The organism is Streptomyces sp. RLB3-17, assembly GCF_007113425.2.
Taxonomy (GTDB): Bacteria; Actinomycetota; Actinomycetes; order Streptomycetales; family Streptomycetaceae; genus Streptomyces; species Streptomyces mirabilis_D.
In genome coordinates this window covers 4690417-4714762 of sequence record NZ_CP041610.2, presented here as the reverse complement: position 1 = coordinate 4714762, position 24346 = coordinate 4690417, and the positions used below count along the sequence as shown (strand labels likewise).

Sequence of the window (24346 nt, the reverse complement as noted above, 5' to 3'; positions counted from 1 at the left end):
TCTAGGGTGGCGGCCAGGCTCAGGCCTCCCAGGCCCTGCGGTCCGCTGCCGGGAGCGGACGGAGCGTCACCACACTGAGGCAGTGGCGCTTTTCGTGTGACTCCCAAGGGTGTTCGTGTGACTCCCAGGGGTGCCGGATTGGCTTTCCCGCCGCAGGTGGGGGCAGGATGCGTCTTCGGGCGCGAGGGTCTGGCTACGGACCCGGGTCCGGGGACCGACCGAGGGCCCTGGCAGCATCGGCTTCGCCGCATCCAACATGCGGCTCCGCCGCGTGGCACGCCTCAACGGCAAGAAGAACACGGGAGTAACAACATGAACCGCAGTGAGCTGGTGGCCGCGCTGGCCGACCGTGCCGAGGTGACCCGCAAGGACGCCGACGCCGTTCTGGCCGCGTTCGCCGAGACCGTCGGCGAGATCGTCGCCAAGGGCGACGAGAAGGTCACCATCCCCGGCTTCCTGACCTTCGAGCGCACCCACCGTGCCGCTCGCACCGCGCGCAACCCGCAGACCGGCGACCCGATCCAGATCCCGGCCGGCTACAGCGTGAAGGTCTCCGCGGGCAGCAAGCTCAAGGAAGCGGCCAAGGGCAAGTAAGCCGCGTCCGTGTGCCACGGGACGGCACACGAACCGCAGTAACGCCAATGGGGCGGCCCCCTTGACCGGGGGGCCGCCCCATCGTCGTACGCACGCCGCGCGCGGGCCGTGCTGCCCGCGCGCCGGCCGTGTTATCCGAGTGCCTTGCCCGGCAGTTCCACCTTGGCGCCCAGTTCCACGAGCTTCTCCATGCTGTGTCTATCCGGGGGATAACCCCCGGACCCCCAGCCGGGAGCAGCTGCCCGGGCCGGAGGGGAGAGGCTGAGGTCAGCCGAGCGCCTTGCCCGGCAGTTCCACCTTGGCGCCCAGTTCCACGAGCTTCTCCATGAAGTTCTCGTAGCCGCGGTTGATCAGGTCGATGCCGTGGACGCGGGAGGTGCCCTGGGCCGCGAGGGCGGCGATCAGGTACGAGAAGCCGCCGCGGAGGTCGGGGATGACCAGGTCGGCGCCCTGGAGCTTGGTCGGGCCCGAAACGACTGCCGAGTGCAGGAAGTTGCGCTGGCCGAAGCGGCAGACCGAGCCGCCGAGGCACTCGCGGTAGAGCTGGATGTGCGCGCCCATCTGGTTCAGCGCGGAGGTGAAGCCGAGGCGGGACTCGTACACCGTCTCGTGGATGATCGACAGCCCCGTGGCCTGCGTCAGGGCGACCACCAGCGGCTGCTGCCAGTCGGTCTGGAAACCGGGGTGGACGTCCGTCTCCAGGGCGATGGACTTGAGCTGCGAGCCCGGGTGCCAGAAGCGGATGCCCTCGTCGTCTATCTCGAACGCGCCGCCCACCTTGCGGTAGGTGTTCAGGAACGTCATCATCGAGCGCTGCTGGGCGCCACGGACGTAGATGTTGCCTTCGGTCGCCAGCGCCGCGGAAGCCCAGGAGGCGGCCTCCAGGCGGTCCGGGAGGGCCGCATGGGTGTAGCCGCCGAGCGAGTCCACACCGGTGATGCGGATCGTCCGGTCGGTGTCCATGGCGATGATCGCGCCCATCTTCTGCAGTACGCAGATGAGGTCCTCGATCTCGGGCTCCACGGCCGCGTTGGACAGCTCGGTGACGCCCTCCGCGAGCACCGCCGTCAGCAGTACCTGCTCGGTCGCGCCGACGGACGGGTACGGCAGCTGGATCTTCGTGCCGCGCAGCCGCTGCGGAGCCTCCAGGTACTGGCCGTCCGCCCGCTTCTCGATCCGCGCGCCGAACTGCCGCAGCACCTCGAAGTGGAAGTCGATCGGCCGGCCGCCGATGTCACAGCCGCCCAGACCCGGGATGAACGCGTGCCCCAGACGGTGCAGCAGCGGGCCGCAGAAGAGGATCGGGATGCGCGACGAGCCCGCGTGGGCATCGATGTCGGCGACGTTCGCGCTCTCCACGTGCGACGGGTCGAGGATCAGCTCGCCCGGCTCCTCACCCGGACGGACCGTCACGCCGTGCAGCTGCAGCAGCCCGCGCACGACGCGCACGTCGCGAATGTCGGGGACATTGCGCAGTCGGCTCGGAGCGCTGCCCAGCAGGGCGGCGACCATGGCCTTCGGCACGAGGTTCTTCGCACCGCGGACACGGATCTCGCCCTCGAGCGGGGTTCCGCCGTGGACAAGCAGTACATCGTCAGAGCCGTTGACGGTCATGTATCTCGCGTTCCGATGAGTTGGGCAGGAGTATGCGTCGGCAGGCCGGTTGGGCGGGAGCCGAAGAGCAAGGGTAATCGCCGCCCACCCCCCTTAAGTAAGCCCAAGGACCACCCAGCAACGTCATAGCTTTGCCACAACACGAACCGTTCCGAATCGGGCACACGGGGTCACCGACAACGGTGTGCGCGGGTGACGCTTCTCTGCGCCCTGAGCTGCATTCACTCGGGTACGGGTATTGGGTCCCCCTACCCGGGGAAGATGCGGGATCATGTCTGGCATGACCGAGGTGTCCTCGCTCACAGGGCGGCTGCTCGTGGCCACGCCCGCCCTGGCGGACCCGAACTTCGACCGCGCGGTGGTGCTGCTCCTCGACCACGACGAGGAGGGCTCGCTCGGTGTCGTCCTCAACCGGCCGACCCCGGTGGACGTCAGCGACATCCTGGAGGCCTGGGCCGACCTGGCCGGGGAACCCGGCGTCGTCTTCCAGGGCGGCCCGGTGTCGCTGGACTCGGCGCTGGGCGTCGCGGTGATCCCGGGCGGCGTCGCCTCCGGGGAGCGCGCGCCACTCGGCTGGCGGCGGGTGCACGGCGCGATCGGCCTCGTCGACCTGGAGGCCCCGCCGGAACTCCTCGCCTCGGCCCTCGGCTCCCTGAGAATCTTCGCCGGGTACGCGGGCTGGGGCCCCGGACAACTGGAGGACGAACTGACCGAGGGCGCCTGGTACGTGGTGGAATCCGAGCCGGGAGACGTCTCCTCCCCGTCCCCGGAGCGCCTCTGGCGCGAGGTCCTGCGCCGCCAGCGCAACGAACTCGCGATGGTGGCGACGTATCCGGACGACCCTTCACTCAACTGATGTCCGTGACCTTCAGTACCCTTGGCCTTTATGAGCACTCTTGAGCCTGAGACCCAGCCCCAGCGAGGCACTGGGACGGGAACCCTCGTAGAGCCGACGCCGCAGGTGTCGCACGGCGACGGGGACCACGAGCGCTTCGCCCACTATGTCCAGAAGGACAAGATCATGGCGAGCGCCCTCGACGGCACGCCCGTCGTGGCCCTCTGCGGCAAGGTGTGGGTCCCGGGCCGCGACCCGAAGAAGTACCCCGTGTGTCCCATGTGCAAGGAGATCTACGAGTCCATGGGCGCCGGCGGCGACAAGGGCAAGGGCGGCCAGGACAAGTAACGGGCCCCGCCGAGGACCGGCGGCCCGACGATCACAAGGCCCTCGGGGCGCGTTCCGGCGCGCCCCGAGGGCCTTTGCGTCGTGTGCGCCGGCGATCCTCGCGCCGGGCGGCGTTGCACATGGTGCGCCCCGTGGTCACAGAGTGGTTGAGACCTCTTGTGGACATGTTCATGTAGTCCATAGCCTCCGATGTGTTGTGCAGAGCGAAACCGCCATTGCGTATGTTGCAACGCCCCCCATCGGAGGATGCTCGATGAAGCTCTCTGTGAAGCTGCCCGTGAAGCTCCCCGCCCGAACGGCCGTCGCCCTCGCCGCCCTTGTCGTCGCCACCGCCTGCGCCCCCCAGACCTCCGACAACTCCTCCTCCGGAAAGGACGAGAAGACCGGCACACTGCGGGTCTGGCTCTTCCAGGAGGTCAACAACGGGCCGAAGGAGAAGGTCGTCGACGCGGCCGTCAGCACCTTCAAGAAGGCCCACAAGGACACCAAGGTCACCATCGAGTACATCCCCGTGGAGACCCGCGCCCAGCGCATGAAGGCCGCCTTCAACGACCCGAAGAGCGCCCCCGACGTCATCGAGTACGGCAACACGGACACCGCCGGCTACGTCAAGGACGGCGGACTCGCCGACGTCACCGGGGAGTTCGCCGACTGGAGCGAGGCCAAGGACACCGACCCGACCGCCAAGCAGTCCGTGACGGTGGACGGGAAGATCTACGGCGCCCCGTTCTTCGTCGGCGTCCGCGCCCTCTACTACCGCACCGACATCCTCAAGGACCTCGGCCTCGAAGCCCCCAGGACCCAGGCCGAGTTGATCTCCACCGCCAAGAAGATCCGCGCGGCCGATCCCGACCTCTACGGACTCGTGGTCGGCGGCGCCTACACGTACGGCGCTATGCCCTTCATCTGGTCCCAGGGCGGCGAGATCGCCGAGGGCAAGGGCGGCTCCTACGCCGCGACCATCGACAGCGCGGCCGCCCAGAAGGGCATCAAGGCCTACACCTCGCTGTTCGGCGCCGACAACTGTCCCGCCGCCAAGTGCGCGGGCATGACCGGCAACGACACCGTCACCGCGTTCTCCTCCGGCAAGGCGGGCATGGCGATCGGCGGCGACTTCAGCCACGCCGCGATCGAGGCAGGGAAGATCAAGGGCAAGTACGCGGTCGTGCCGTTGCCCGGCGTGAAGCCGGGCTCGGTCGCCCCGGCGTTCGCGGGCGGCAACAACATCGGCGTCCTGAAGAGCACCTCGCACCGCACCCTCGCCGTCGACCTGATGGAGCAGCTGGCGAGCAAGAAGACCCAGAGCGAGCTCTTCGACGCCATGGGGTTCCTGCCCACGTACACCGACGTGCGGGACGCGGTCGCGAAGAAGCAGCCGTTCGTCGCGCCCTTCGTGAAGACCCTCGCCTCGGGCACCAGGTTCGTGCCCGCCTCGGCCGCCTGGTCCCAGATCGACGCCTCGCTCGTCCTGCCGACGATGTTCCAGGAGGTCATCAGCGGCAAGAAGGGCGTCGCGGCGGCCTCGAAGGACGCGGCGAAGAAGATGAACGACGCGTTCAGCTCCGTGGGGTGAGCGGATGACCACGCAAGAGGCCGTCGCCCAACCGGTCACGGTCGCGAAGGCCGTGGCCACCCTCCCCGGCCGCCGGCGCGCCCGCTGGACCCCCTGGCTCTACCTCGCCCCCGCCCTGGTCGTCCTCGGCGCCCTGCTCGTCTACCCCATCTACCAGCTCGGCCTGATCTCGCTCCTGAAGTACACCCAGGCACAGGTCAGCGGCGGCGAACCGACCGCCTTCGAAGGGTTCGGCAACTACACCACGCTCTTCGCCGACGACCAGTTCTGGCAGGTCCTGACCGCCACGCTGGGGTTCGCGGCGGCCTGCGTGCTCTCCACCCTGGCCGTCGGCTGCGCCCTCGCCGTGCTCCTCACCCGCGTACGGGCCCTGCCGAGGCTCGCGCTGATGCTGGCCGCGCTCGGCGCGTGGGCGACCCCGGCGGTCACCGGGTCCACGGTCTGGCTGTTCCTGTTCGACCCCGACTTCGGGCCCGTCAACCGGGTCCTCGGAATCGGCGACCACTCCTGGACGTACGGGCGCTACAGCGCCTTCGCGCTCGTCCTGCTCGAAGTGGTCTGGTGCTCCTTCCCGTTCGTGATGGTGACGGTCTACGCGGGGATCCGCGCCGTACCGTCCGAAGTGCTGGAGGCGGCCGCCCTGGACGGCGCCTCGCAGTGGCGGATCTGGCGCTCGGTGCTCGCACCGCTGCTCCGCCCGATCCTGGTGGTCGTCACCATCCAGTCGGTCATCTGGGACTTCAAGGTCTTCACGCAGATCTACGTGATGACGAACGGCGGCGGCATCGCGGGCCAGAACCTCGTGCTGAACGTGTACGCCTACCAGAAGGCCTTCGCCTCCTCGCAGTACGGCCTCGGCTCGGCGATCGGCGTGGTCATGCTGGTGATCCTGCTGGCGGTCACGCTGGTGTACCTGCGGTTGCTGCGCAGGCAGGGGGAGGAACTGTGAGCGTGATACCCGGCTTCGTACGGCGTCCCCGGCGCCCCTGGCGGCTCGCCGCCGAGGCGTCCGCGCTGCTGATCGCGGTGGTCGTCGCCTTCCCCCTCTACTGGATGGTGCTCGGCGCCTTCAAACCGGCCGGGGAGATCGAGTCCACCGAGCCCCGGCCGTGGACGCTTTCGCCCTCCCTGGATTCCTTCCGGCGCGTCTTCGGGCAGCAGGAATTCGGCCGTTACTTCGTCAACAGCCTTGTGGTGGCGGGGTCCGTGGTCGTCGTCTCGGCGCTGATCGCGTTTCTCGCGGCGACGGCGGTCACCCGATTCCGCTTCCGTTTCCGGACCACCCTGTTGATCATGTTCCTGGTCGCGCAGATGGTGCCCGTCGAGGCGCTGACGATCCCCCTCTTCTTCCTGATGCGGGACTTCGGTCAGCTGAACACGCTGGGCTCGCTGATCCTGCCGCACATCGCCTTCTCGCTGCCGTTCGCGATCTGGATGCTGAGAGGTTTTGTGAAGGCGGTTCCCGAGGCGCTGGAGGAGGCCGCGTACATCGACGGGGCGAGCCGTACGCGATTCCTCTGGCAGATCCTTTTCCCGCTCGTCTTCCCGGGGCTGGTGGCCACGAGCGTCTTTTCCTTCATCTCGGCCTGGAACGACTTCCTGTTCGCCAAGTCCTTCATCATCAGCGACACCTCGCAGTCCACCCTGCCGATGGCCCTCCTCGTCTTCTACAAGCCCGACGAGCCGGACTGGGGCGGCGTGATGGCGGCGTCCACGGTGATGACGATTCCGGTGCTCATCTTCTTCGTACTCGTACAGCGACGCCTGGTCTCCGGCCTCGGCGGAGCGGTGAAGGACTGACGTGAACGATGTGATTCCGGCGCCCCGCGCCGTAGAGGGCCCCATGCGCTGCGGGGTCGAACTCGACGCGGAGACCACCCTGTGGGCCGCTCCCGGCACGGACACCACGGAGCGCTGGCTGCGCGCCACGCTCGGCGCCGCTCTCGGCCTGCCGCTGCGACCAGGGCCGCAGGACGCCCGCAACGCCGTACGGCTGCTCCTCGACGACACCCTGGAGCCGGAGGCGTACAAACTCGGCGTCGTCGTCAACTGGGGCATCGAGATCCGCGGCGGCGGCGCGGCCGGGGTCTTCTGGGGTGCGCAGACGCTGCGTCAACTCCTCGGCCCCGACGCCTTCCGCCGCGCCCCCGTCCGGCCGGGGAGGACGTACGGAATCGCGCACCAGATCATCGAGGACGCCCCTCGATTCCCCTGGCGCGGTCTCATGCTGGACGTCTCCCGGCACTTCATGCCCAAGGACGGCGTCCTGCGTCACCTCGACCTCATGGCCGCCCACAAACTCAATGTCTTCCACTTCCACCTCACCGACGACCAAGGCTGGCGTGTCCAGATCAAGCGGTATCCGAAGCTGACGGAGGTCGGATCCTGGCGGGCGCGCACGAAATTCGGCCATCGTGCCTCGCCCCTGTGGGAGGAGAAGCCGCACGGGGGCTTCTACACGCAGGACGACATCCGCGAGATCGTCGCGTACGCGGCCGAGCGGCATATCGGTGTCGTCCCCGAGATAGACATCCCGGGGCACTCGCAGGCCGCCATCGCCGCGTATCCGGAACTGGGCAACACCGACGTCATCGACACGACCTCCCTGACCGTCTGGGACACCTGGGGCATCTCCAAAAACGTACTCGCCCCCACTGACAACACCCTGCGCTTCTACGAGGGGGTGTTCGAGGAACTCCTGGAGCTCTTCCCGGCGGATGCCGGTCCGTTCTCGGGGTTTGTGCACATCGGCGGCGACGAGTGCGCCAAGGACCAGTGGAAGCGGTCGCCCACCGCGCAGGCGCGCATCAGGGAACTGGGGCTCGCGGACGAGGACGAGTTGCAGTCCTGGTTCGTCCGGCACTTCGACAACTGGCTCTCCGCGCGCGGGCGTCGGCTGATCGGCTGGGACGAGATCCTGGAGGGCGGGCTGGCCGAGGGGGCGGCCGTGTCCTCGTGGCGCGGCTACCAGGGCGGCGTCACGGCCGCCCGCGCCGGCCACGACGTGGTCATGTGCCCCGAGCAGCAGGTGTACTTGGACCACCGTCAGGCCGCGGGCCCGGACGAGCCGGTACCGATCGGATATGTCCGCACCCTGGAGGACGTCTACCGCTTCGAACCCGTTCCGCCCGAGCTCACCGAGGCGGAGGCCCGGCATGTGCTGGGCACTCAGGCGAACGTGTGGACCGAGGTGATGGAGGACCCCGCGCGTGTGGACTACCAGACCTTCCCCCGGCTCGCGGCCTTCGCCGAGGTCGCCTGGAGCGCCCTGCCCGCCCCCGCCGAGCGGGACTTCGCCGACTTCGAGCGGCGGATGGCCGCCCACTACGGGCGACTCGACGCCCTGGGCGTGGCCTACCGCCCGCCCGCGGGCCCTCTTCCGTGGCAGCGGCGCCCAGGTGTGCTCGGACGTCCTATCGAGGGGGCGCCCCCAAACGTGTGAGGTGACCCCCGACCGGCGTGTCCCGGCCCGTTCGCCCCGGCGCAGTGGCCCCACAAGGCAAAAGGCACCCAAGGGGCACCGAAGAGTGGCAATTCGTACTGACCGGCGATGCCGTAGGAAAACGGACCATCTCCCTGGTGAGGGGGCGAATGCCTCCTAGCGGACCCCCGCGTCGAGGGCCGGGGAAGATGTGCCAGAGTTGCCACGTCCGCCCTGTCAGCACGTACCGTACGCGCAACACAGGTGGGACCAGGTGGGGCAGCGGGAAGGGGCAGCCGGTTTGACCACGCACGCACCGCAGGCGGCGCAGGCCGTGACGCTGCCCGCCTCGCTGGACGAGGCAGTGGCGGCGCTGGCCGCCATGCCCGCCGCCGTCCCCGTGGCCGGCGGCACCGACCTCATGGCCGCCGTCAACTCCGGACAGCTGCGGCCCGCCGCGCTCGTCGGCCTCGGCCGGATCAGCGAGATCCGCGGCTGGCAGTACCAGGACGGCCACGCGCTGCTCGGCGCCGGCCTCACCCACGCCCGCATGGGGCGCCCCGACTTCGCGGCCCTCATCCCGGCGCTCGCCGCCGCCGCGCGCGCCGCGGGACCGCCGCAGATCCGCAACGCGGGCACCCTGGGCGGCAACATCGCCTCGGCGGCCCCCACGGGGGACGCGCTGCCCGTGCTGGCCGCACTGGAAGCCACGCTGATCATCGCGGGCCAGGGCGGAGCCCGCCGTGAGATCCCGGTGTCGCACCTGCTCGCGGGCATGGAGATGCTCCGCGGCGGCGAACTCATCGGCTACGTGCGTGTGCCGCTGCTGCACGCGCCGCAGGTCTTCCTGAAAGCGACCGGACGCACCGGACCCGGGCGCGCCATCGCGTCCGTGGCGCTCGTCCTGGACCCGGCGCGGCGCGGTGTGCGGTGCGCCGTGGGTGCCATAGCGCCGATGCCGCTGCGGCCCCTGGACGCGGAGGCGTGGGTCGCCCAGCTGATCGACTGGGACAACAACCGGGCGATCGTGCCGGAGGCGCTCAACGCCTTCGGGGAGTACGTCGCCGCGGCCTGCATCCCCGATCCCGTCCCGGCCGAGGACGGCTCCGTACAACAGCTTCCGCCCGCTGTACTGCACCTGCGGCGCACTGTCGCCGCGCTGGCCCGACGAGCACTGGGGAGGGCACTGTCGTGACCGACGACCAGCACGGAGAGGGCACTCCGCGGACCCGCGGCAGGTGGGACCCCCTCCCACAGGGGGACTACGACGACGGCGCCACCGCCTTCGTCAAGCTGCCCGAGGGCGGAATCGACGCCCTTTTGGCGGAACGTGAGACGCCTCTCGCGGCGCCCGGCCACGGCTATGTGCCCCCCCGGATCACCACGGCGCCCCCGGCGGCCGACCCCGGGGCGACGGGCACCTGGGCCACGCCGGCCGAGTCCGTCCAGTGGCCGGACCCCAACGCCGCGCACCAGGAAGCCGTGCGGCACGAGACCGGGCATCAGCAGGCCGCGCACGACGGGTTCTCGTACCACCCCGGCGCCACCGGACAGTGGGACTTCGGGGAGGCCACCCGGGAGGGCGCCCCCTCCGGTCACCACCCGGCCGACGCGCCCGGACACGACGTCACCGGACAGTGGTCGATTCCCGTCGCCGGGGGTGATCTTCCGGACGAATCGGGCGAGTTCACCACGTCGGCCCTGGTCGAGCAGTGGGGCGGCACGCCGCCCGCCACGCTCCCGGGCGGCGCGGCGGCGCCCTGGGCGACCTCGGAGATCGGCGAGCCGTGGTCCGCCGCACCGCGCGCGGCGACCCCCGAGGCCCCGGGGGCCTCTGAGGGCCCCGTAGAGCCCGCGCGACACATGCGTGCGGAATCGGCCGCCGAGGCCGCCCAGACGGCCGCGCAGGCCGCTCACGAGGCTCCTGAGCCGGTCGCCGGGCCCACGCCCGCGACGGCCGATGCATACGGGACCCCGGACGGGGCCGGACCGGACCACGACCCGGCCACGCGAACCGCTCCGGCAGCGGTCCCGGAGGACTCGTCGGAGTACCTTTCGGAGCATCCCGAGACCCCGGCACCGGACGCCCCCGCCGCGGTGGAGGGCGACCCGGACACCCCCGCGCCGCCCCCGCACGACGAACACCCCCTGGCCTCCTACGTCCTGCGCGTCAACGGCGCCGACCGCCCCGTGACCGACGCCTGGATCGGCGAGTCGCTGCTCTACGTCCTGCGCGAGCGCCTCGGCCTCGCGGGCGCCAAGGACGGCTGCTCGCAGGGCGAGTGCGGAGCCTGCAACGTGCAGGTGGACGGGCGGCTCGTGGCGTCCTGCCTGGTGCCCGCCGTCACCGCCGCGAGCAGTGAGGTGCGTACGGTCGAAGGCCTCGCCGCCGACGGACAGCCCTCGGACGTGCAGCGCGCCCTGGCCAAGTGCGGCGCGGTGCAGTGCGGTTTCTGCGTCCCGGGCATGGCCATGACCGTGCACGACCTCCTCGAGGGCAACCCGGCCCCCACCGAACTCGAGACCCGCCAGGCGCTGTGCGGCAACCTGTGCCGCTGCTCCGGCTACCGCGGGGTCCTGGACGCCGTACGCGAGGTCGTCGCCGAACGCCAGGCGCACAGCGCGGCCGCCGCCGAGGCCGCGCCGGACGCGGGCGAGCCGCGCATCCCGCACCAGGCGGGGCCCGGCGCGGGCGGCGTCAACCCCTCGGCGTTCGAGGACCCTTCTCCGTACGACTCCCAGGCGCCGCATGAGCAGCCGTACGGTCAGGACGGAGGCCAGGCGTGAGCAACGAGACCGCGACCGCGACTCCCGCGGCACCCGACACCGGCCCCGAGCCGCTGCCGCACGGGCTCGGCGTGTCGCTGCCCGCCGCGGAGGCCCGCGCCAAGACGGAGGGCACCTTCCCGTACGCGGCCGACCTGTGGGCCGAGGGCCTGCTGTGGGCGGCCGTGCTGCGCTCGCCGCACCCGCACGCGCGCATCGTGTCCATCGACACCAGCCACGCGCGCGAGATGCCCGGCGTACGGGCGGTCATCACCCACGAGGACGTGCCCGGCTCCGCCCTGCACGGCCGCGGCCGCGCGGACCGCCCGGTGTTCGCCTCCGAGGTCGTACGCCACCACGGCGAACCCATCGCGGCCGTCGCCGCCGATCACCCGGACACCGCGCGGATGGCCGCCGCGGCCGTCATCGTCGAGTACGAAGTACTCGACCCGGTGACCGACCCCGAGCAGGCGTTCGAGGCCGAACCCCTGCACCCCGACGGCAACCTGATCCGGCACATCCCGCTGCGCCACGGCGACCCGGACGCGGTCGGCGAGGTCGTCGTCGAGGGCCTGTACCGCATCGGCCGCCAGGACCCGGCCCCGATCGGCGCCGAGGCCGGACTCGCCGTGCCCCGCCCGGACGGCGGCGTCGAGCTCTACGTCGCCTCCACCGACCCGCACACCGACCGCGACACCGCCGCCGCCTGCTACGGCCTGGAGCCCGAGCGCGTGAAGGTCGTCGTCACCGGAGTGCCCGGCGCCACCGCCGACCGCGAGGACCAGGGCTTCCAGCTCCCGCTCGGCCTGCTGGCCCTGCGGACCGGCTGCCCGGTGAAGATCACCGCGACCCGCGAGGAGTCCTTCCTCGGCCACGCCCACCGGCACCCCACCCTCCTGCGCTACCGCCACCACGCCGACGCCGACGGCAGGTTGGTGAAGGTCGAGGCGCAGATCCTGCTCGACGCGGGCGCCTACGCCGACACGTCCGCCGAGTCGCTGGCCGCCGCGGTCTCCTTCGCCTGCGGCCCCTACGTCGTCCCGAACGCCTTCATCGAGGGCTGGGCCGTGCGCACCAACAACCCGCCCTCCGGCCATGTGCGCGGCGAGGGCGCCATGCAGGTCTGCGCCGCCTACGAGGCGCAGATGGACAAGCTCGCCAAGAAGCTCGCCCTCGACCCCGCCGAACTGCGCCTGCAGAACGCGATGGCCACCGGGGACGTGCTGCCGACGGGCCAGACGGTGACCTGCCCGGCCCCGGTCGCCGAACTGCTCCAGGCCGTACGCGACTACCCCCTGCCCGCGCTCCCCAAGGACACCCCCGAGGACGAGTGGCTGCTCCCGGGCGGCCCCGAGGGCGCGGGCGAGCCCGGCGCCGTACGCCGCGGGGTCGGCTACGGCCTCGGCATGGTCCACATGCTCGGCGCCGAGGGCGCGGACGAGGTCTCCACGGCCACGGTCAAGGTCCACGACGGCGTCGCCACGGTGCTGTGCGCGGCCGTCGAGACCGGCCAGGGCTTCACCACCCTGGCCCGCCAGATCGTCCAGGAGACCCTCGGCATCGACGAGGTGCACGTGGCACCGGTCGACACCGACCAGCCGCCCGCGGGCCCCAGCTGCCGGGGCCGCCACACCTGGGTGTCGGGCGGAGCGGTCGAACGCGCCGCGAAGATGGTCCGTACGCAGCTCCTGCAGCCCCTGGCGCACAAGTTCGGCATGTCCACGGAGCTCCTCCAGATCACCGACGGCAAGATCACCTCGTACGACGGCGTGCTCTCGACCACTGTCACGGAGGCGATGGACGGCAAGGAGCTGTGGGCCACCGCGCAGTGCCGCCCGCACCCGACCGAGCCGCTGGACGAGGCGGGCCAGGGCGACGCCTTCGTGGGCCTGGCCTTCTGCGCGATCCGCGCGGTGGTGGACGTGGACATCGAACTGGGCTCGGTACGGGTGGTGGAGCTGGCGCTCGCCCAGGACGTCGGCCGGATCCTCAACCCCGCCCAGCTCACGGCCCGCATCGAGGCGGGCGTCACCCAGGGCGTCGGTGCCGCGCTCACGGAGAACCTCCGCACCGCCCGCGGTCTGGTCCGTCACCCCGACCTCACCGGTTACGCCCTCCCGACCTCCCTGGACGCCCCCGACATCCGCATCGTCAAGCTCGTCGAGGAGCGCGACGTCGTCGCCCCCTTCGGCGCGAAGGCGGCCAGCGCGGTGCCGGTCGTCACGTCCCCGGCGGCGGTCGCGTCCGCCGTACGGGCGGCGACGGGCCGCCCCGTGAACCGCCTCCCGATCCGTCCGCAGGCCGCCGTGGTGACCACGCCATGAGTACCCCCGAGCCGACGACCCACGACCCCGAGCCGACGACCCACCTGCCCGAGCAGCCGCGCTACGAGCCCCCGCCGAGCGTCGGAAAGCTGGCGCTGTGGGTCCTGCTGTTCGTCGTGGCGGCCGTGGTGGTGGTCCTGGGCGGCCTGTACCTCACCTGAGCCGGGCGGCGGCCGCGGCTGATCGTTGGTGTCGGCCACGACCGGGCGCCCCCCGATGGCTTGAACCCGCGTGTTTCCGGGCCGTACGTCCTGCGTGCCTGCGGGTTTCCGGCGTTGTCAGTGGGGCGGCGTATGGTTCTCGGTCAGTGGGGAACTGCCGCTGGGCGGCGGCGAGTTCCCCGCGGGAAGCACATATGCGTTCACATGCGCGGGGGAGCCATGAGCACGACTGACACCGATGTCGTCGGCGCGATCACGCTGACCGAGGACGAGCTGGATCCATACATCACGCACACGGACACACGGCAGTGGCTGACGGGGCCCGGACTGCCGGCCGAGGGCACTTTGCTGGGCTTCGGCGCCCTGCGGGAGCACGGGCTGCGCAGGGTCGAGGACCTGGCCGGTGACGCCGACAAGCTCGCCACGGAGCTCCAGGACCAGCTGGTCGTGGGAGCCCTGCGGACCTTCGACCGGGACCTGGAGTCGATCGTCCTGGACGGGGCGACGGGGGAGGTCGCCACGACGTACTTCTTCTCCGACCCGGCTCTGATGGACCTCGCGCCCCTGGCCCCCTCCCTGGAAGCCCTGGTGCGTTTCTCGGCGGCCACGGAGGAACTGACGGCGTCCCGCGGACGGTTCGCCTCCTACGAGGGCCGGTTCGGCGCGAAGGCGGTCACGGAGGCCTCCGAGTCCCTCGCCGCGGTCTTCGAGGCGGGCGCGGGAGGCGAGGTGGCGCCGTACTGGCGGATGGCCGCCCTGATCCGCCCCCTCGCCCGGATCGCGGGCCCCGGTGAGGGCCTCGTCCTCGACCTCCCCAAGCGGCTGCTGGACGAGGAGTTCGGCGCGGGCGCGATCATGCGCTTCGAGGACGTCGACTTCCCGCCCGCGCTCGTGCACGAGCCGACCCGACGCTTCCTGCGCGAGACCGGCCTGCCCGAGGACGGCCTCCTCTTCCAGCTGGACACGGAAGTGCCCCTGCCGGCCCTCGCCGACTACTACGCGGACCAGCGCCCCGACGACTTCTCCGCCGACGAACTGCCCCCGACGGCCGACCGCCTGATACGCCTCGGCTACCTCATCGAGGACACCAGCCTCGTCGTGGACGGCACCACGGGCGCGGTCCTCGCCTGGAGCGAGCCCGACATCACCCTGCGCCCCCTCAACGCCGACATCTCCACCCTCGCCTTCACCCTCTGGCTGCTCCACCGCGAGAAGGCCCTCGACGCGACCCACGACCTCACCGACTCCTACGAACAACTGGCCGCGACCATGGCCCAGACCCTCGCCACGGTCGACCCGATCGCCTGCGACCCCACTCCCACGCTGGAGGGCGACGACGGCTGGCGCTACTGGCCGGAGATATTCGAGGACGAGGCGGGCGGCACCCTCCACGGCTAGCCGCCCGCGACCGCTCGCCCTCGGTCTGCGGCACTGTGACCACGACGGGATCCGGTTGTCCTAGTTTCCTTCGCGCAGGGTGGCGTAAGCCGCCGCCACCGACGCGCAGTTCACCCGCGGGTTCCCGGCGGGCACCGACTGCTCCAGGTGCTGCAGGACGCTGAATCCGTCCTCGTCGTTGACACCGTTCTTCTTCAGGTCCTCCAGCGTGGAGGTGACGATGGCGGTCAGGCGCGGGCGGTTCTCCGTGCAGCGTGGCGCCAATGCGTCGAGAACCTGCTGGTACATGCTGGCGGGCCGACCGATCCCATCGAGGTCGGCCAGCTTCTGCGCCGGCCCAGGCGTCGACGGGTGGGTGGCCAGGGCCCGCTTCTTCTTCGCTGACGGCGTCGCCGCCGGACCGCTGTGGCTCGCTCCAGGCGTCGCGGCCGCTGCCGAGGTGTCGTGTGTGGCGGCACCCTTGACTCCAGAGATCACGCCTGCGACGAGCGGCGGAGCTGCGATCAGTACCCCGATACCGATGGCGATCTTCTTTCCCCTGCTCAGTGGCTTCTTCGGCGCCGGAACGGGCTGCTGACCCACGATTCCCCCATACAGGCCGGGCGCCCCTCATCTCGGCGCAGGATCGGGACCGTACACCTCACGTGCGCCGGTCCGTCACCAGGCCCCCTCGTACCGGCCGACTGAGACGGGAACTGAGACGGGAACTGAGACGGACGACCAGAAGGGCGGCACCCTCGGAGGGTGCCGCCCTTCTGTTTTGCCTCGTCGAGGCACTGGAGGCCGTGGCGGGAATTGAACCCGCGTAACTCGCTTTGCAGGCGAGCCCCTGAGCCACTCGGGCACACGGCCGTTCTCAGGTGCGGCACGGCTCACTCGTTCCGAACCTGATGGGTTGAACGTAGGCGGGGCGGAGGGTGGGCTCAAGAGGTGCGGGAGCGCTGCAACGGGACTGCCACACGCCGTTCATGAACGCCGGTTCCCGGACCTGTGGCGTACGACCAAAGACCCAGGCGATCACGGTCTTTGGACAGGAGTCACTGTCAGTCGTGGCCCTTACGCTGGCGGCCATGACAGCGCTGGAAGCACGTGATGCCGCGACCGCCCCGGCCGAGGGCAAGGGGGAGGGGGGTGTGCTGAGCCGTCCCTATCGGGCGCTCAGCATCGGGATCGTGTTCGTGGAGCTGCTGATCGCCTTCGAGGCGACGGCCGTCGGGACGGCGATGCCCGTCGCGGCGCGGGAGCTCGACGGGGTGTCGTTGTACGCGTTCGCGTTCTCGGCGTATTTCACGACGAGCCTGTTCGGGATGGTGTTCGCCGGACAGTGGGCGGACCGCGACGGGCCCCTGGCACCGCTGACCACGGGGATCACGGCCTTCGCGGCGGGCCTGCTGCTGTCCGGGACGGCCGGGACCATGTGGCTGTTCCTTCTCGGGCGGGCGGTGCAGGGGCTCGGCGGCGGGCTGGTCGTCGTGGCGTTGTACGTCGTCGTGGTGCGGGCCTACCCGGAGCGGCTGCGCCCGGCGATCATGGCGGCGTTCGCGGCGAGTTGGGTGATTCCGTCCGTGGTCGGACCGTTGATCGCGGGCACGGTCACCGAGCACCTGGGCTGGCGGTGGGTGTTCACCGGGATACCGGTGCTGGTCGTGTTTCCGCTGGCGCTCGCGCTGCCGCGGATACGCCGGCTGTCGTCCGGGCGGTCGGCGGACGGGGGGACCGCCGGTCGCGAGCCCTTCGAGCGGCGGCGCATCCGGCTGGCGCTCGGGATCTCGCTCGGCTCCGGACTCCTCCAGTACGCCGCCCAGGACCTGGCCCCGCTCTCCCTCGTCCCCGGCCTCGCGGGCGCCGCGCTGCTCGTCCCGGCCGTCCTCGGGCTGCTGCCGCGCGGCACCTACCGGGCGGCGCGCGGGCTGCCGTCCGTGGTGCTGCTGCGCGGGCTGGCCGCCGGTGCCTTCATCGCCGCCGAGTCCTTTGTGCCCCTCATGCTGGTCACCCAGCGCGGGCTGTCGCCGACGCTCGCCGGGTTCTCCCTCGCGGCGGCCGGCGGGACCTGGGCGCTGGGGTCGTATGTGCAGTCGCGGCCACGCGCGGAGCCGTACCGGGACCGGCTGATGTTCCTCGGGATGGTGCTGCTCGCTGCGGCCGTCGCCGTCGTGCCCAGCGTGCTGATCCCCGCTGTGCCCGTGTGGATCGTCGCCGTCGCCTGGGGGTTCGGCTGCTTCGGGATGGGGCTGGTGATCGCCTCGACCAGCGTGCTGCTGCTGCGCCTCTCGACGCCGGAGGAGGTCGGCTCCAACTCCGCCGCGCTCCAGATCTCCGACGGCCTCTCCAACATCGCGCTCCTCGCGGCGGGCGGCGCGGCGTTCGCGGCGCTGGGCGGCGGCAAGGTCGCGGAGACGGCCACCTCGACGGCCGACGGCTCCCACCCCACCGCGTTCGCCGCCGTGTTCCTGCCGATGGCCGGGGTGGCGTTGGTGGGGGCCTGGGTGACGACGCGATTGCGAGAGCGGTGATCTGGAAGGAGAGCGGCGCTCCGGATCGGGCGAGTACGGCCCCGTGCACCGGCCGGCCTCGTACTACCTGGTCATCGACGTGGCGGCCGGTGTGGAGCACGGCGCCGGGGTGATCGGTGGGCGGTTGCGGGGTTTGTGAGGTGGGTCCCATCCGTGGCTGACCCGGCGTCGTCCGCGCGTTGACAGCTCCGGGGCGCCGGTAGGGTGGCCCGGTTGTCATACGTAGCCGAGCCGCTCGACCCCACCACGGAGACCGTGACTACCACCGCCGCCAGCGCATCCACCTCGCACCACCTCTCACCCGCCTTCCCCGGCCGCGCCCCCTGGGGTACCGCCAGCAAGCTGCGTGCCTGGCAGCAGGGGGCGCTGGAGAAGTACATCCAGGACCAGCCCCGCGACTTCCTGGCCGTCGCCACGCCCGGCGCCGGCAAGACGACGTTCGCGCTGACGCTCGCGTCCTGGCTGCTGCACCACCACGTCGTGCAGCAGGTGACCGTGGTCGCGCCGACCGAGCACCTGAAGAAGCAGTGGGCGGAGGCCGCCGCGCGGATCGGGATCAAGCTGGATCCCGAGTACAGCGCCGGTCCGCTCAGCAAGGAGTACCAGGGCGTCGCCGTGACGTACGCGGGCGTGGGCGTGCGGCCCATGCTCCACCGCAACCGTGTCGAGCAGCGCAAGACCCTCGTCATCCTGGACGAGATCCACCACGCCGGTGACTCGAAGTCCTGGGGCGAGGCCTGCCTCGAAGCGTTCGAGCCCGCCACGCGGCGGCTCGCGCTCACCGGTACGCCCTTCCGGTCCGACACCAATCCCATTCCCTTTGTCACGTACGAAGAGGGAAACGACGGGATTCGGCGGTCGTCCGCCGACTACACCTACGGGTACGGGTCCGCGCTGGGGGACGGCGTCGTGCGGCCCGTCATCTTCCTCTCCTACAGCGGCAACATGCGGTGGCGCACGAAGGCGGGGGACGAGATCGCGGCCCGGCTCGGCGAGCCGATGACCAAGGACGCCATCTCGCAGGCCTGGCGCACCGCGCTCGACCCGCGTGGCGAGTGGATGCCCAGTGTGCTGCGCGCCGCCGACCAGCGGCTGACCGAGGTCAGGAAGGGCATCCCGGACGCGGGCGCGCTGGTCATCGCCTCCGACCAGGACTCCGCGCGCGCTTACGCCAAGCTCATCCGTGAGATCACCGGGACGAAGGCGACCCTCGTCCTGTCCGACGACACCGGCGCGTCCAACAGGATCGACGAGTTCAGCCACAGCGAGGACCGGTGGATGGTCGCCGTCCGCATGGTGTCCGAGGGCGTCGACGTGCCGCGGCTCGCCGTCGGCGTGTACGCCACCACCATCTCCACGCCCCTGTTCTTCGCGCAGGCCGTCGGCCGTTTCGTACGGTCCCGGCGGCGCGGCGAGACCGCCTCCGTCTTCCTCCCGACCGTCCCCGACCTCCTCGGCTTCGCCAACGAGATGGAGGTCGAGCGCGACCACGTCCTCGACAAGCCCAAGAAGGAGGGCGAGGAGGACCCGTACGCCGAGTCCGAGCAGGAGATGGACGAGGCGAACCGGGAGCAGGACGAGGACACCGGCGAGCAGGAGCAGTTCTCCTTCGAGGCGCTGGAGTCCGAGGCCGTCTTCGACCGAGTGCTGTACGACGGCGCCGAGTTCGGGATGCAGGCCCACCCGGGGAGCGAGGAGGAGCAGGACTACCTCGGGATTCCGGGGCTGCTCGAACCCGACCAGGTGCAGCTGTTGCTCCAGAAGCGGCAGGCGCGGCAGATCGCGCACAGCCGCAAGAAGCCCGACGAGGAGGCCGACCTCCTCGAACTGCCCGCCGAGCGGCGGCCCGTGGTCTCGCACAAGGAGATGCTGGAGCTGCGCAAGCAGCTCAACACCATGGTCGGCGCGTACGTCCACCAGAGCGGCAAGCCGCACGGCGTGATCCACACCGAACTACGCCGCGTGTGCGGGGGTCCGCCGAGCGCGGAGGCGACGGCGGGTCAGCTGCGGCAGCGGATCGCCAAGGTGCAGGAGTGGGCCACCCGTATGCGGTGACGCCGGGCGCTGTGCCTGGGCGGTCGCGGTTCGTGGGGCGACGGGTTGTGCTTCGGCTGAGGGCCGGTGGGGGCTGGTCGCGCAGTTCCTCGCGCCCCTTTCAGGGGGCGTTCTGCGCATGTGCGCGCTGTGTGTAGGGGGCGTGTGCGACACGTGGTGTGCGCCGTGCTTATCAGGACAAAGGATCGACAAAGGGGAGGAGTTCGTGCCAGGTCGTGACCGGATTCTGGACGGAGACTTCCGCTGAGCGAACCGGCTCGCTACTGTCCCGCTACGCACACGCCCCGTGGCAGCGCCGCCGCGGAGCGCAGCCGTGTAGCGACTCCGCCCGGGAAGAGCCCGGGTCGTCAGCCGACGGCGGCCTCTGAAGCGCGTCGCCGACGGGACTCGGAGACGCAACCGCCGCGAGGGGCCGCCGACCTCACCACTAAGGAGTGGGCGTCGTGACCGCGGAGACCTCTCAGACGCTCGACCGGGGACTGCGTGTCCTCAAGCTGCTCGCCGACACGGACCACGGGCTGACCGTCACCGAGCTCTCGAACAAACTGGGCGTCAACCGGACCGTTGTGTACCGCCTGCTCGCCACGCTGGAACAGCACGCGCTCGTACGCCGGGATCTGGGCGGCCGCGCCCGGGTCGGGCTGGGGGTGCTGCGGCTGGGGCGCCAGGTGCATCCGCTGGTACGGGAGGCCGCGCTGCCGGCGCTGCGCGCGCTGGCCGAGGACATAGGGGCCACGGCCCATCTGACGCTCGTCGACGGCACCGAGGCGCTCGCCGTCGCCGTCGTGGAGCCGACGTGGACGGACTATCACGTCGCCTACCGCGCCGGGTTCCGTCATCCGCTGGACCGGGGCGCCGCGGGCCGCGCGATCCTCGCCGCCCGGCAGCCCGGTCCGGCGGACGCCCCGGGATACACGCTCACGCACGGGGAGTTGGAGGCGGGCGCGAGCGGGGCCGCCGCTCCCCTGATAGGGGTGACCGGGGTCGAGGGCAGCGTCGGTGTCGTCATGCTCGCGGACTCCGTGCCGGAACGGGTGGGGCCGAGGGTCGTGGACGCGGCGCGGGAGGTCGCGGACGCACTGCGCTGAGCCCCCGGGCCCGCACGGTGCTGAGTCGACGCCCCGTACTCCGTCGCGCTGACGGCCCTTGTTTCCAGTCACTCCCTGGCTTTGGCCGACCCGCCAAACCGTCCCCGCCATCTCTGGCCGATGCTCCCACCGTCCGCCGCCCCGCCCTCCGCATGATCAGGGCACTGAAGGCGGATCGGTGAACGGCGCAGGGAGACAAGGCGTGGAGACGGAGACGGTACGTACACGGCCGGACGTCGGCCGAGGAGGCGGACGGGCGGCTCGGCTGACCCGGCGTCAGGGCGTCGGATCGCTGGTCGCCGAGGCCGCCGGGAGCCCGCTCAGGCGGACGATGGGCGTCGGGCAGCTCACCCTGCTCAGCGTGGGTGCCACGCTCGGCACCGGGATCTTCGTGGTCCTCGGCCAGGCGGTGCCCGAGGCCGGTCCCGCCATCGTCGTGTCGTTCGTCCTGGCCGGTGTGACCGCGCTGTTCTCCGCGCTGTCGTACGCCGAACTGGCCGGCATGATCCCGGGCTCCGGCTCCTCCTACAGCTACGCGTACGCCACCCTCGGCGAGCTCGTCGCCTGGGTGTGCGGCTGGTGTCTGATCCTGGAGTACGGGGTGTCCGTGGCCGCCGTCGCGGTGGGCTGGGGGCAGTACGTCAACGAACTGCTCGACCTGACCGTCGGGGTCACCCTCCCCGACACGCTCAGCGCGCCGCCCGGCGCCGGCGGTGTCCTCAACATCCCCGCCGCCGCCATCGTCGTCCTCGCCATGGTCGTGCTGCTGCGCGGAGCCAAGGAGAGCGCCGTCGCCAACACCGTCATGGTCGGCGTGAAGATCGCCGCCCTGGTGATGTTCTGCGCGGTCGCCTTCACCGCCTTCCGCGCCGGGAACTTCACGCCCCTCTTCCCGCTCGGCACCGCCGGCATGAGCGCGGGCGCCGCCTCGCTCTTCTTCTCCTACATCGGCTTCGACGCCGCCTCGACGGCGGGGGAGGAGGCGAAGAACCCGCAGCGCGACCTGCCCCGCGCGATCATCCTCTCCCTCGTCCTCGTCACCGCCCTGTACGTCCTCGTCGCGGTCGCCGCGCTCGGCGCGATGCCGTGGAAGAGGTTCGAGGGCACGGAGGCCACGCTGAGCGAGGTGCTCGTGCAGTCCGTCGGCGGCGGCAGCCTGTGGCCGATCCTGCTGTCCGTCGGGGCGGTCGTCGCCACCACGAGCGTCGTGCTCACCGTCCAGTACGGGCAGATCCGCATCCTCTTCGCGATGTCGAGGGACGGGCTCGTGCCGCCGCTGTTCTCCAAGGTGCACCCCACCACCGGGGTGCCGCGCGCCAACACGGTCATCGTCTCCACCTTCATCGCCGTGCTCGCCGCGCTCGTCCCGCTGGGCGCGCTCGCCGACGCCACCAGCATCGGCACGCTCTTCGCCTTCATGCTGGTCAACCTGGCGGTCGTCCTGCTGCGCCGCCGCAGCCCGGAGGCACCCCGCTCCTTCCGGGTGCCCTTCTCGCCGGTGACGCCGATCCTGGGTGTGGGCTTCTGCGTCTACATGCTGTTCAGCCTGGGGCCGGACACCTGGGCCGCGTTCGGCGGGTGGATGGCCGTCGGCCTGGTGATCTACTGGCTGTACGGGATCAAGCACTCCAAGCTCGGCGACAGACTCGGCTCCGGCGACAAGGTCGGCTCCGGCGACAAGGTCGGCTCCGGCGACAAGCCCGGCGACAAGGAAACGGCGTGAGCACCCTCGGCCACACCCTCGATCTCACCGCCGACGTCGTCGCCCTCACCCGCGCCCTCGTCGACCTCCCCTCCGAGAGCGGCGAGGAGGCCCGGCTCGCGGACGCCGTCGAGGCGGCCCTCGCCACCCTCCCGCACCTCACCGTGGAGCGGATCGGCAACTCGGTGGTCGCCCGCACCGACCTCGGCCACCCCGAACGGATCCTGATCGCGGGCCACCTGGACACCGTGCCCGCCGCCGGGAACCTGCCGTCCCTCCTGCGGGGCGACCTCCTGTACGGGCTCGGGGCCTGCGACATGAAGGGCGGAGTCGCCGTCGCACTCCGGCTGGCGGCGACGGTCCCCGAGCCCACCCGCGACCTCACGTACGTCTTCTACGAGTGCGAGGAGGTCGAGGGCGAGCGCAACGGGCTCGGCCGGATCGCCGCCGTACGGCCGGAGTTGCTGAACGCCGACCTCGCGATCCTCATGGAGCCGTCCGACGCCGGGGTCGAGGCGGGCTGCCAGGGCGTGCTGATGGCCGACATCACGGTCCGCGGCGAGCGCGCACACACCGCGCGCGCCTGGCGGGGGGTGAACGCCGCGCATCGCGCAGGGGCCGTCCTCCAGCGCCTCGCCGACCACACCCCGGAGCGGGTCGTGATCGACGGCCTGGAGTACCGGGAGGGGCTGAACGCCGTCGCCGTACGCGCCGGGGTCGCGGGCAACGTCGTCCCCGACGAGTGCGTGATCACCATCAACTCCCGTTTCGCTCCGAGCCGTTCGGCAGCGGAGGCGGAGACGTACGTACGGGATCTGTTTCCCGAGGACGAGTACGAGGTCGACGTCACGGAGGTCGTGCCGGGCGCGCTGCCCGGGCTCGACCGGCACGCGGTCGCCTCGCTCGTCCGCGTGCTGGGGGCCACGCCCCGTCCGAAGCTGGGCTGGACGGACGTGGCCCGTTTCGCCGCCCTCGGCACGCCCGCCCTCAACTACGGCCCCGGCGATCCGGTCCTCGCCCACACGGCGGGGGAGTACGTCCCCGTGGCGCAGCTGCGGGCGTGCGAGGAGCGGCTGACTCGGTGGCTCAGGCGGGCAGGCCGCTGAGCCACTTCAGCAGGAACTCGGTGAAGACGCGGGGCTGTTCCATGTTGGCGTAGTGGGCGGTGCCCTCGACGGTGGCGGTGCGGCCGTCGGCGACGGCGTCGACGAGCCGGTCGGCCATCGCGATCAGACCGGCCGCGTCCAGGGCGCCGTTGATGGCCAGGACGGGGACCGTGATGCTCTTGGCGCGCGCCGGGATGTCGGTGACGGGGACGGACCGGTCGGGTTCGTCGGGCGTGTGCTTGGAAATGGTCCCCCGCGCCATTTCCCGTACCCGCCGTACGACCTCCGGGTCCACCTCGTCGAGCGTGCGATGCGGGCCGGCCACGGCCGAGGCGAAGATGTCGACCCAGCCGTCGATGTCGCCGGCGGCCAGGGTGCCGTTCCAGCTGTTCTGGATGTCCAGGGTCCAGGCGTCGATGTCCTGCGGGTCGGCGATCCCGGCGCCGCTGACGACGAGCGCGCGGACGAGGTCCGGGTGCTCCAGCGTGGTGTCGACCGCGGTGGCCCCGCCCATCGACATTCCGACGAGGATCGCGGGACCCGTGCCGAGGTGGCGCAGGAGGGCGGCGAGGTCGTCGGTGGGGCGGAAGGGCTTCGTCGCGTTGGCGGACCGGCCGTGGCCGCGGGCGTCGGGCGCGATCACCCGGTGGTCGGCCGCGAGGAGCGGCACCAGGTCGTCCCACATGCGGTGGTCGGTGAAGCCGCCGTGCAGCAGCACCAGCGGGGGACCGGTGCCGACGTCGCGGTAGGCGAGCGGACCGTCGGCGGACTCGAACATGAACACCTGTGCGGCATCGGTCATGACCACTCCTGAGAGGCATCCGAGAGGCATCAGCTATGACAACTAA

At 71.4% G+C, this 24346-nt stretch carries 20 protein-coding genes and 1 tRNA gene; 17 read left to right on the top strand and 4 right to left on the bottom strand.

The features are described 5' to 3' along the window. Positions 1 to 312 precede the first annotated feature (312 nt). Positions 313 to 594 (top strand): HU family DNA-binding protein, encoded by a 282-nt coding sequence (locus FNV62_RS21520; RefSeq protein WP_007382399.1) that lies wholly within the window; start codon positions 313 to 315, stop codon positions 592 to 594. Between the two features lie 267 nt (positions 595 to 861). On the opposite strand, the gene murA is transcribed toward FNV62_RS21520, so the two are convergent. Beyond that, entirely contained in the window at positions 862 to 2208 is a 1347-nt protein-coding gene (gene murA / locus FNV62_RS21515) for a UDP-N-acetylglucosamine 1-carboxyvinyltransferase (RefSeq protein WP_054229659.1), read from the bottom strand. A 280-nt stretch (positions 2209 to 2488) separates the two neighbouring features. Here murA and FNV62_RS21510 point away from each other — a divergent pair, with 280 nt between their 5' ends. The 11 genes from FNV62_RS21510 (at position 2489) to FNV62_RS21460 (ending at position 15034) form a co-directional block, all read left to right on the top strand. Further along, entirely contained in the window at positions 2489 to 3064 is a 576-nt protein-coding gene (locus tag FNV62_RS21510) for a YqgE/AlgH family protein (protein ID WP_054229660.1), read from the top strand. A 30-nt stretch (positions 3065 to 3094) separates the two neighbouring features. After that, positions 3095 to 3391, top strand: a complete 297-nt coding sequence (locus FNV62_RS21505; RefSeq protein ID WP_075029065.1) for a DUF3039 domain-containing protein — start codon at positions 3095 to 3097, stop codon at positions 3389 to 3391. Between the two features lie 277 nt (positions 3392 to 3668). Next, a complete protein-coding gene (locus tag FNV62_RS21500) occupies positions 3669 to 4964 on the top strand; it encodes an extracellular solute-binding protein (RefSeq protein ID WP_144316509.1) in 1296 nt (431 codons plus the stop codon). A gap of 4 nt (positions 4965 to 4968) precedes the next feature. Continuing rightward, on the top strand, positions 4969 to 5913 hold the full coding sequence (locus FNV62_RS21495; RefSeq protein WP_143601810.1) for a carbohydrate ABC transporter permease: 945 nt from the start codon (positions 4969 to 4971) through the stop codon (positions 5911 to 5913). 2 nt (positions 5914 to 5915) lie between these two features. Continuing rightward, positions 5916 to 6764: a carbohydrate ABC transporter permease gene (locus FNV62_RS21490; RefSeq protein ID WP_373559073.1), complete on the top strand. Its 849-nt coding sequence runs from the start codon at positions 5916 to 5918 to the stop codon at positions 6762 to 6764. 1 nt (position 6765) lies between these two features. Further along, positions 6766 to 8406 (top strand): beta-N-acetylhexosaminidase, encoded by a 1641-nt coding sequence (locus tag FNV62_RS21485; RefSeq protein WP_225900321.1) that lies wholly within the window; start codon positions 6766 to 6768, stop codon positions 8404 to 8406. 280 nt (positions 8407 to 8686) lie between these two features. Then, positions 8687 to 9580, top strand: a complete 894-nt coding sequence (locus FNV62_RS21480; protein WP_054229664.1) for an FAD binding domain-containing protein — start codon at positions 8687 to 8689, stop codon at positions 9578 to 9580. Then, positions 9577 to 11172, top strand: coding sequence for a (2Fe-2S)-binding protein (locus FNV62_RS21475; RefSeq protein ID WP_144315539.1), 1596 nt, complete (start codon positions 9577 to 9579; stop codon positions 11170 to 11172). Before FNV62_RS21480 ends, FNV62_RS21475 begins: the two co-directional genes overlap by 4 nt. Further along, complete coding sequence (locus FNV62_RS21470) at positions 11169 to 13475, top strand: xanthine dehydrogenase family protein molybdopterin-binding subunit (protein WP_097284923.1); 2307 nt, start codon at positions 11169 to 11171, stop codon at positions 13473 to 13475. The genes FNV62_RS21475 and FNV62_RS21470 overlap by 4 nt, the downstream gene beginning before the upstream one ends. Continuing rightward, positions 13472 to 13636, top strand: a complete 165-nt coding sequence (locus FNV62_RS21465) for a hypothetical protein (RefSeq protein WP_164331724.1) — start codon at positions 13472 to 13474, stop codon at positions 13634 to 13636. Before FNV62_RS21470 ends, FNV62_RS21465 begins: the two co-directional genes overlap by 4 nt. A 219-nt stretch (positions 13637 to 13855) precedes the next feature. Then, a complete protein-coding gene (locus FNV62_RS21460; RefSeq protein ID WP_144315538.1) occupies positions 13856 to 15034 on the top strand; it encodes an SUKH-4 family immunity protein in 1179 nt (392 codons plus the stop codon). Between the two features lie 60 nt (positions 15035 to 15094). Here the strand turns inward: FNV62_RS21460 and FNV62_RS21455 are convergent, their stop codons facing one another. Together FNV62_RS21455 and FNV62_RS21450 are read right to left on the bottom strand one after the other, a co-directional pair. After that, on the bottom strand, positions 15095 to 15616 hold the full coding sequence (locus FNV62_RS21455; protein WP_097284922.1) for a hypothetical protein: 522 nt from the start codon (positions 15614 to 15616) through the stop codon (positions 15095 to 15097). A 195-nt stretch (positions 15617 to 15811) separates the two neighbouring features. Next, a tRNA-Cys gene (locus tag FNV62_RS21450) sits at positions 15812 to 15886 on the bottom strand. 218 nt (positions 15887 to 16104) lie between these two features. Here FNV62_RS21450 and FNV62_RS21445 point away from each other — a divergent pair. The 5 genes from FNV62_RS21445 to dapE all read left to right on the top strand — a co-directional run bounded on the left by FNV62_RS21445 (position 16105) and on the right by dapE (position 23498). After that, a complete protein-coding gene (locus FNV62_RS21445; protein ID WP_144315537.1) occupies positions 16105 to 17547 on the top strand; it encodes an MFS transporter in 1443 nt (480 codons plus the stop codon). 255 nt (positions 17548 to 17802) lie between these two features. Further along, positions 17803 to 19602, top strand: coding sequence for a DEAD/DEAH box helicase (locus FNV62_RS21440; RefSeq protein ID WP_054229739.1), 1800 nt, complete (start codon positions 17803 to 17805; stop codon positions 19600 to 19602). A gap of 443 nt (positions 19603 to 20045) precedes the next feature. Next, positions 20046 to 20690 carry an IclR family transcriptional regulator gene (locus FNV62_RS21435; protein WP_054229670.1) on the top strand — a complete coding sequence of 215 codons (645 nt, stop codon included), beginning with the start codon at positions 20046 to 20048 and terminating at the stop codon, positions 20688 to 20690. A 202-nt stretch (positions 20691 to 20892) separates the two neighbouring features. Beyond that, positions 20893 to 22413 carry an amino acid permease gene (locus tag FNV62_RS21430; RefSeq protein ID WP_144315536.1) on the top strand — a complete coding sequence of 507 codons (1521 nt, stop codon included), beginning with the start codon at positions 20893 to 20895 and terminating at the stop codon, positions 22411 to 22413. After that, the gene (gene dapE, locus FNV62_RS21425; RefSeq protein WP_143608243.1) at positions 22410 to 23498 is read left to right on the top strand and encodes a succinyl-diaminopimelate desuccinylase; all 1089 of its coding nucleotides are present in this window, start codon (positions 22410 to 22412) and stop codon (positions 23496 to 23498) included. The genes FNV62_RS21430 and dapE overlap by 4 nt, the downstream gene beginning before the upstream one ends. Here dapE and FNV62_RS21420 read toward each other — a convergent pair. Then, complete coding sequence (locus FNV62_RS21420) at positions 23479 to 24300, bottom strand: alpha/beta fold hydrolase (RefSeq protein WP_144315535.1); 822 nt, start codon at positions 24298 to 24300, stop codon at positions 23479 to 23481. The two genes, dapE and FNV62_RS21420, sit on opposite strands and share 20 nt — an antisense overlap. Between the last annotated feature and the right edge of the window lie 46 nt (positions 24301 to 24346).

Excerpts from the sequence above, each read along its gene's own strand:
- FNV62_RS21510 (WP_054229660.1), top strand. The coding sequence starts at position 2,489 with ATGACCGAGGTGTCCTCGCTCACAGGGCGGCTGCTCGTGGCCACGCCC.
- FNV62_RS21445 (WP_144315537.1), top strand. The coding sequence starts at position 16,105 with ATGACAGCGCTGGAAGCACGTGATGCCGCGACCGCCCCGGCCGAGGGC.
- murA (WP_054229659.1), bottom strand. The coding sequence starts at position 2,208 with ATGACCGTCAACGGCTCTGACGATGTACTGCTTGTCCACGGCGGAACC.
- FNV62_RS21465 (WP_164331724.1), top strand. The coding sequence starts at position 13,472 with ATGAGTACCCCCGAGCCGACGACCCACGACCCCGAGCCGACGACCCAC.
- FNV62_RS21420 (WP_144315535.1), bottom strand. The coding sequence starts at position 24,300 with ATGACCGATGCCGCACAGGTGTTCATGTTCGAGTCCGCCGACGGTCCG.
- FNV62_RS21520 (WP_007382399.1), top strand. The coding sequence starts at position 313 with ATGAACCGCAGTGAGCTGGTGGCCGCGCTGGCCGACCGTGCCGAGGTG.
- FNV62_RS21505 (WP_075029065.1), top strand. The coding sequence starts at position 3,095 with ATGAGCACTCTTGAGCCTGAGACCCAGCCCCAGCGAGGCACTGGGACG.
- FNV62_RS21460 (WP_144315538.1), top strand. The coding sequence starts at position 13,856 with ATGAGCACGACTGACACCGATGTCGTCGGCGCGATCACGCTGACCGAG.
- FNV62_RS21495 (WP_143601810.1), top strand. The coding sequence starts at position 4,969 with ATGACCACGCAAGAGGCCGTCGCCCAACCGGTCACGGTCGCGAAGGCC.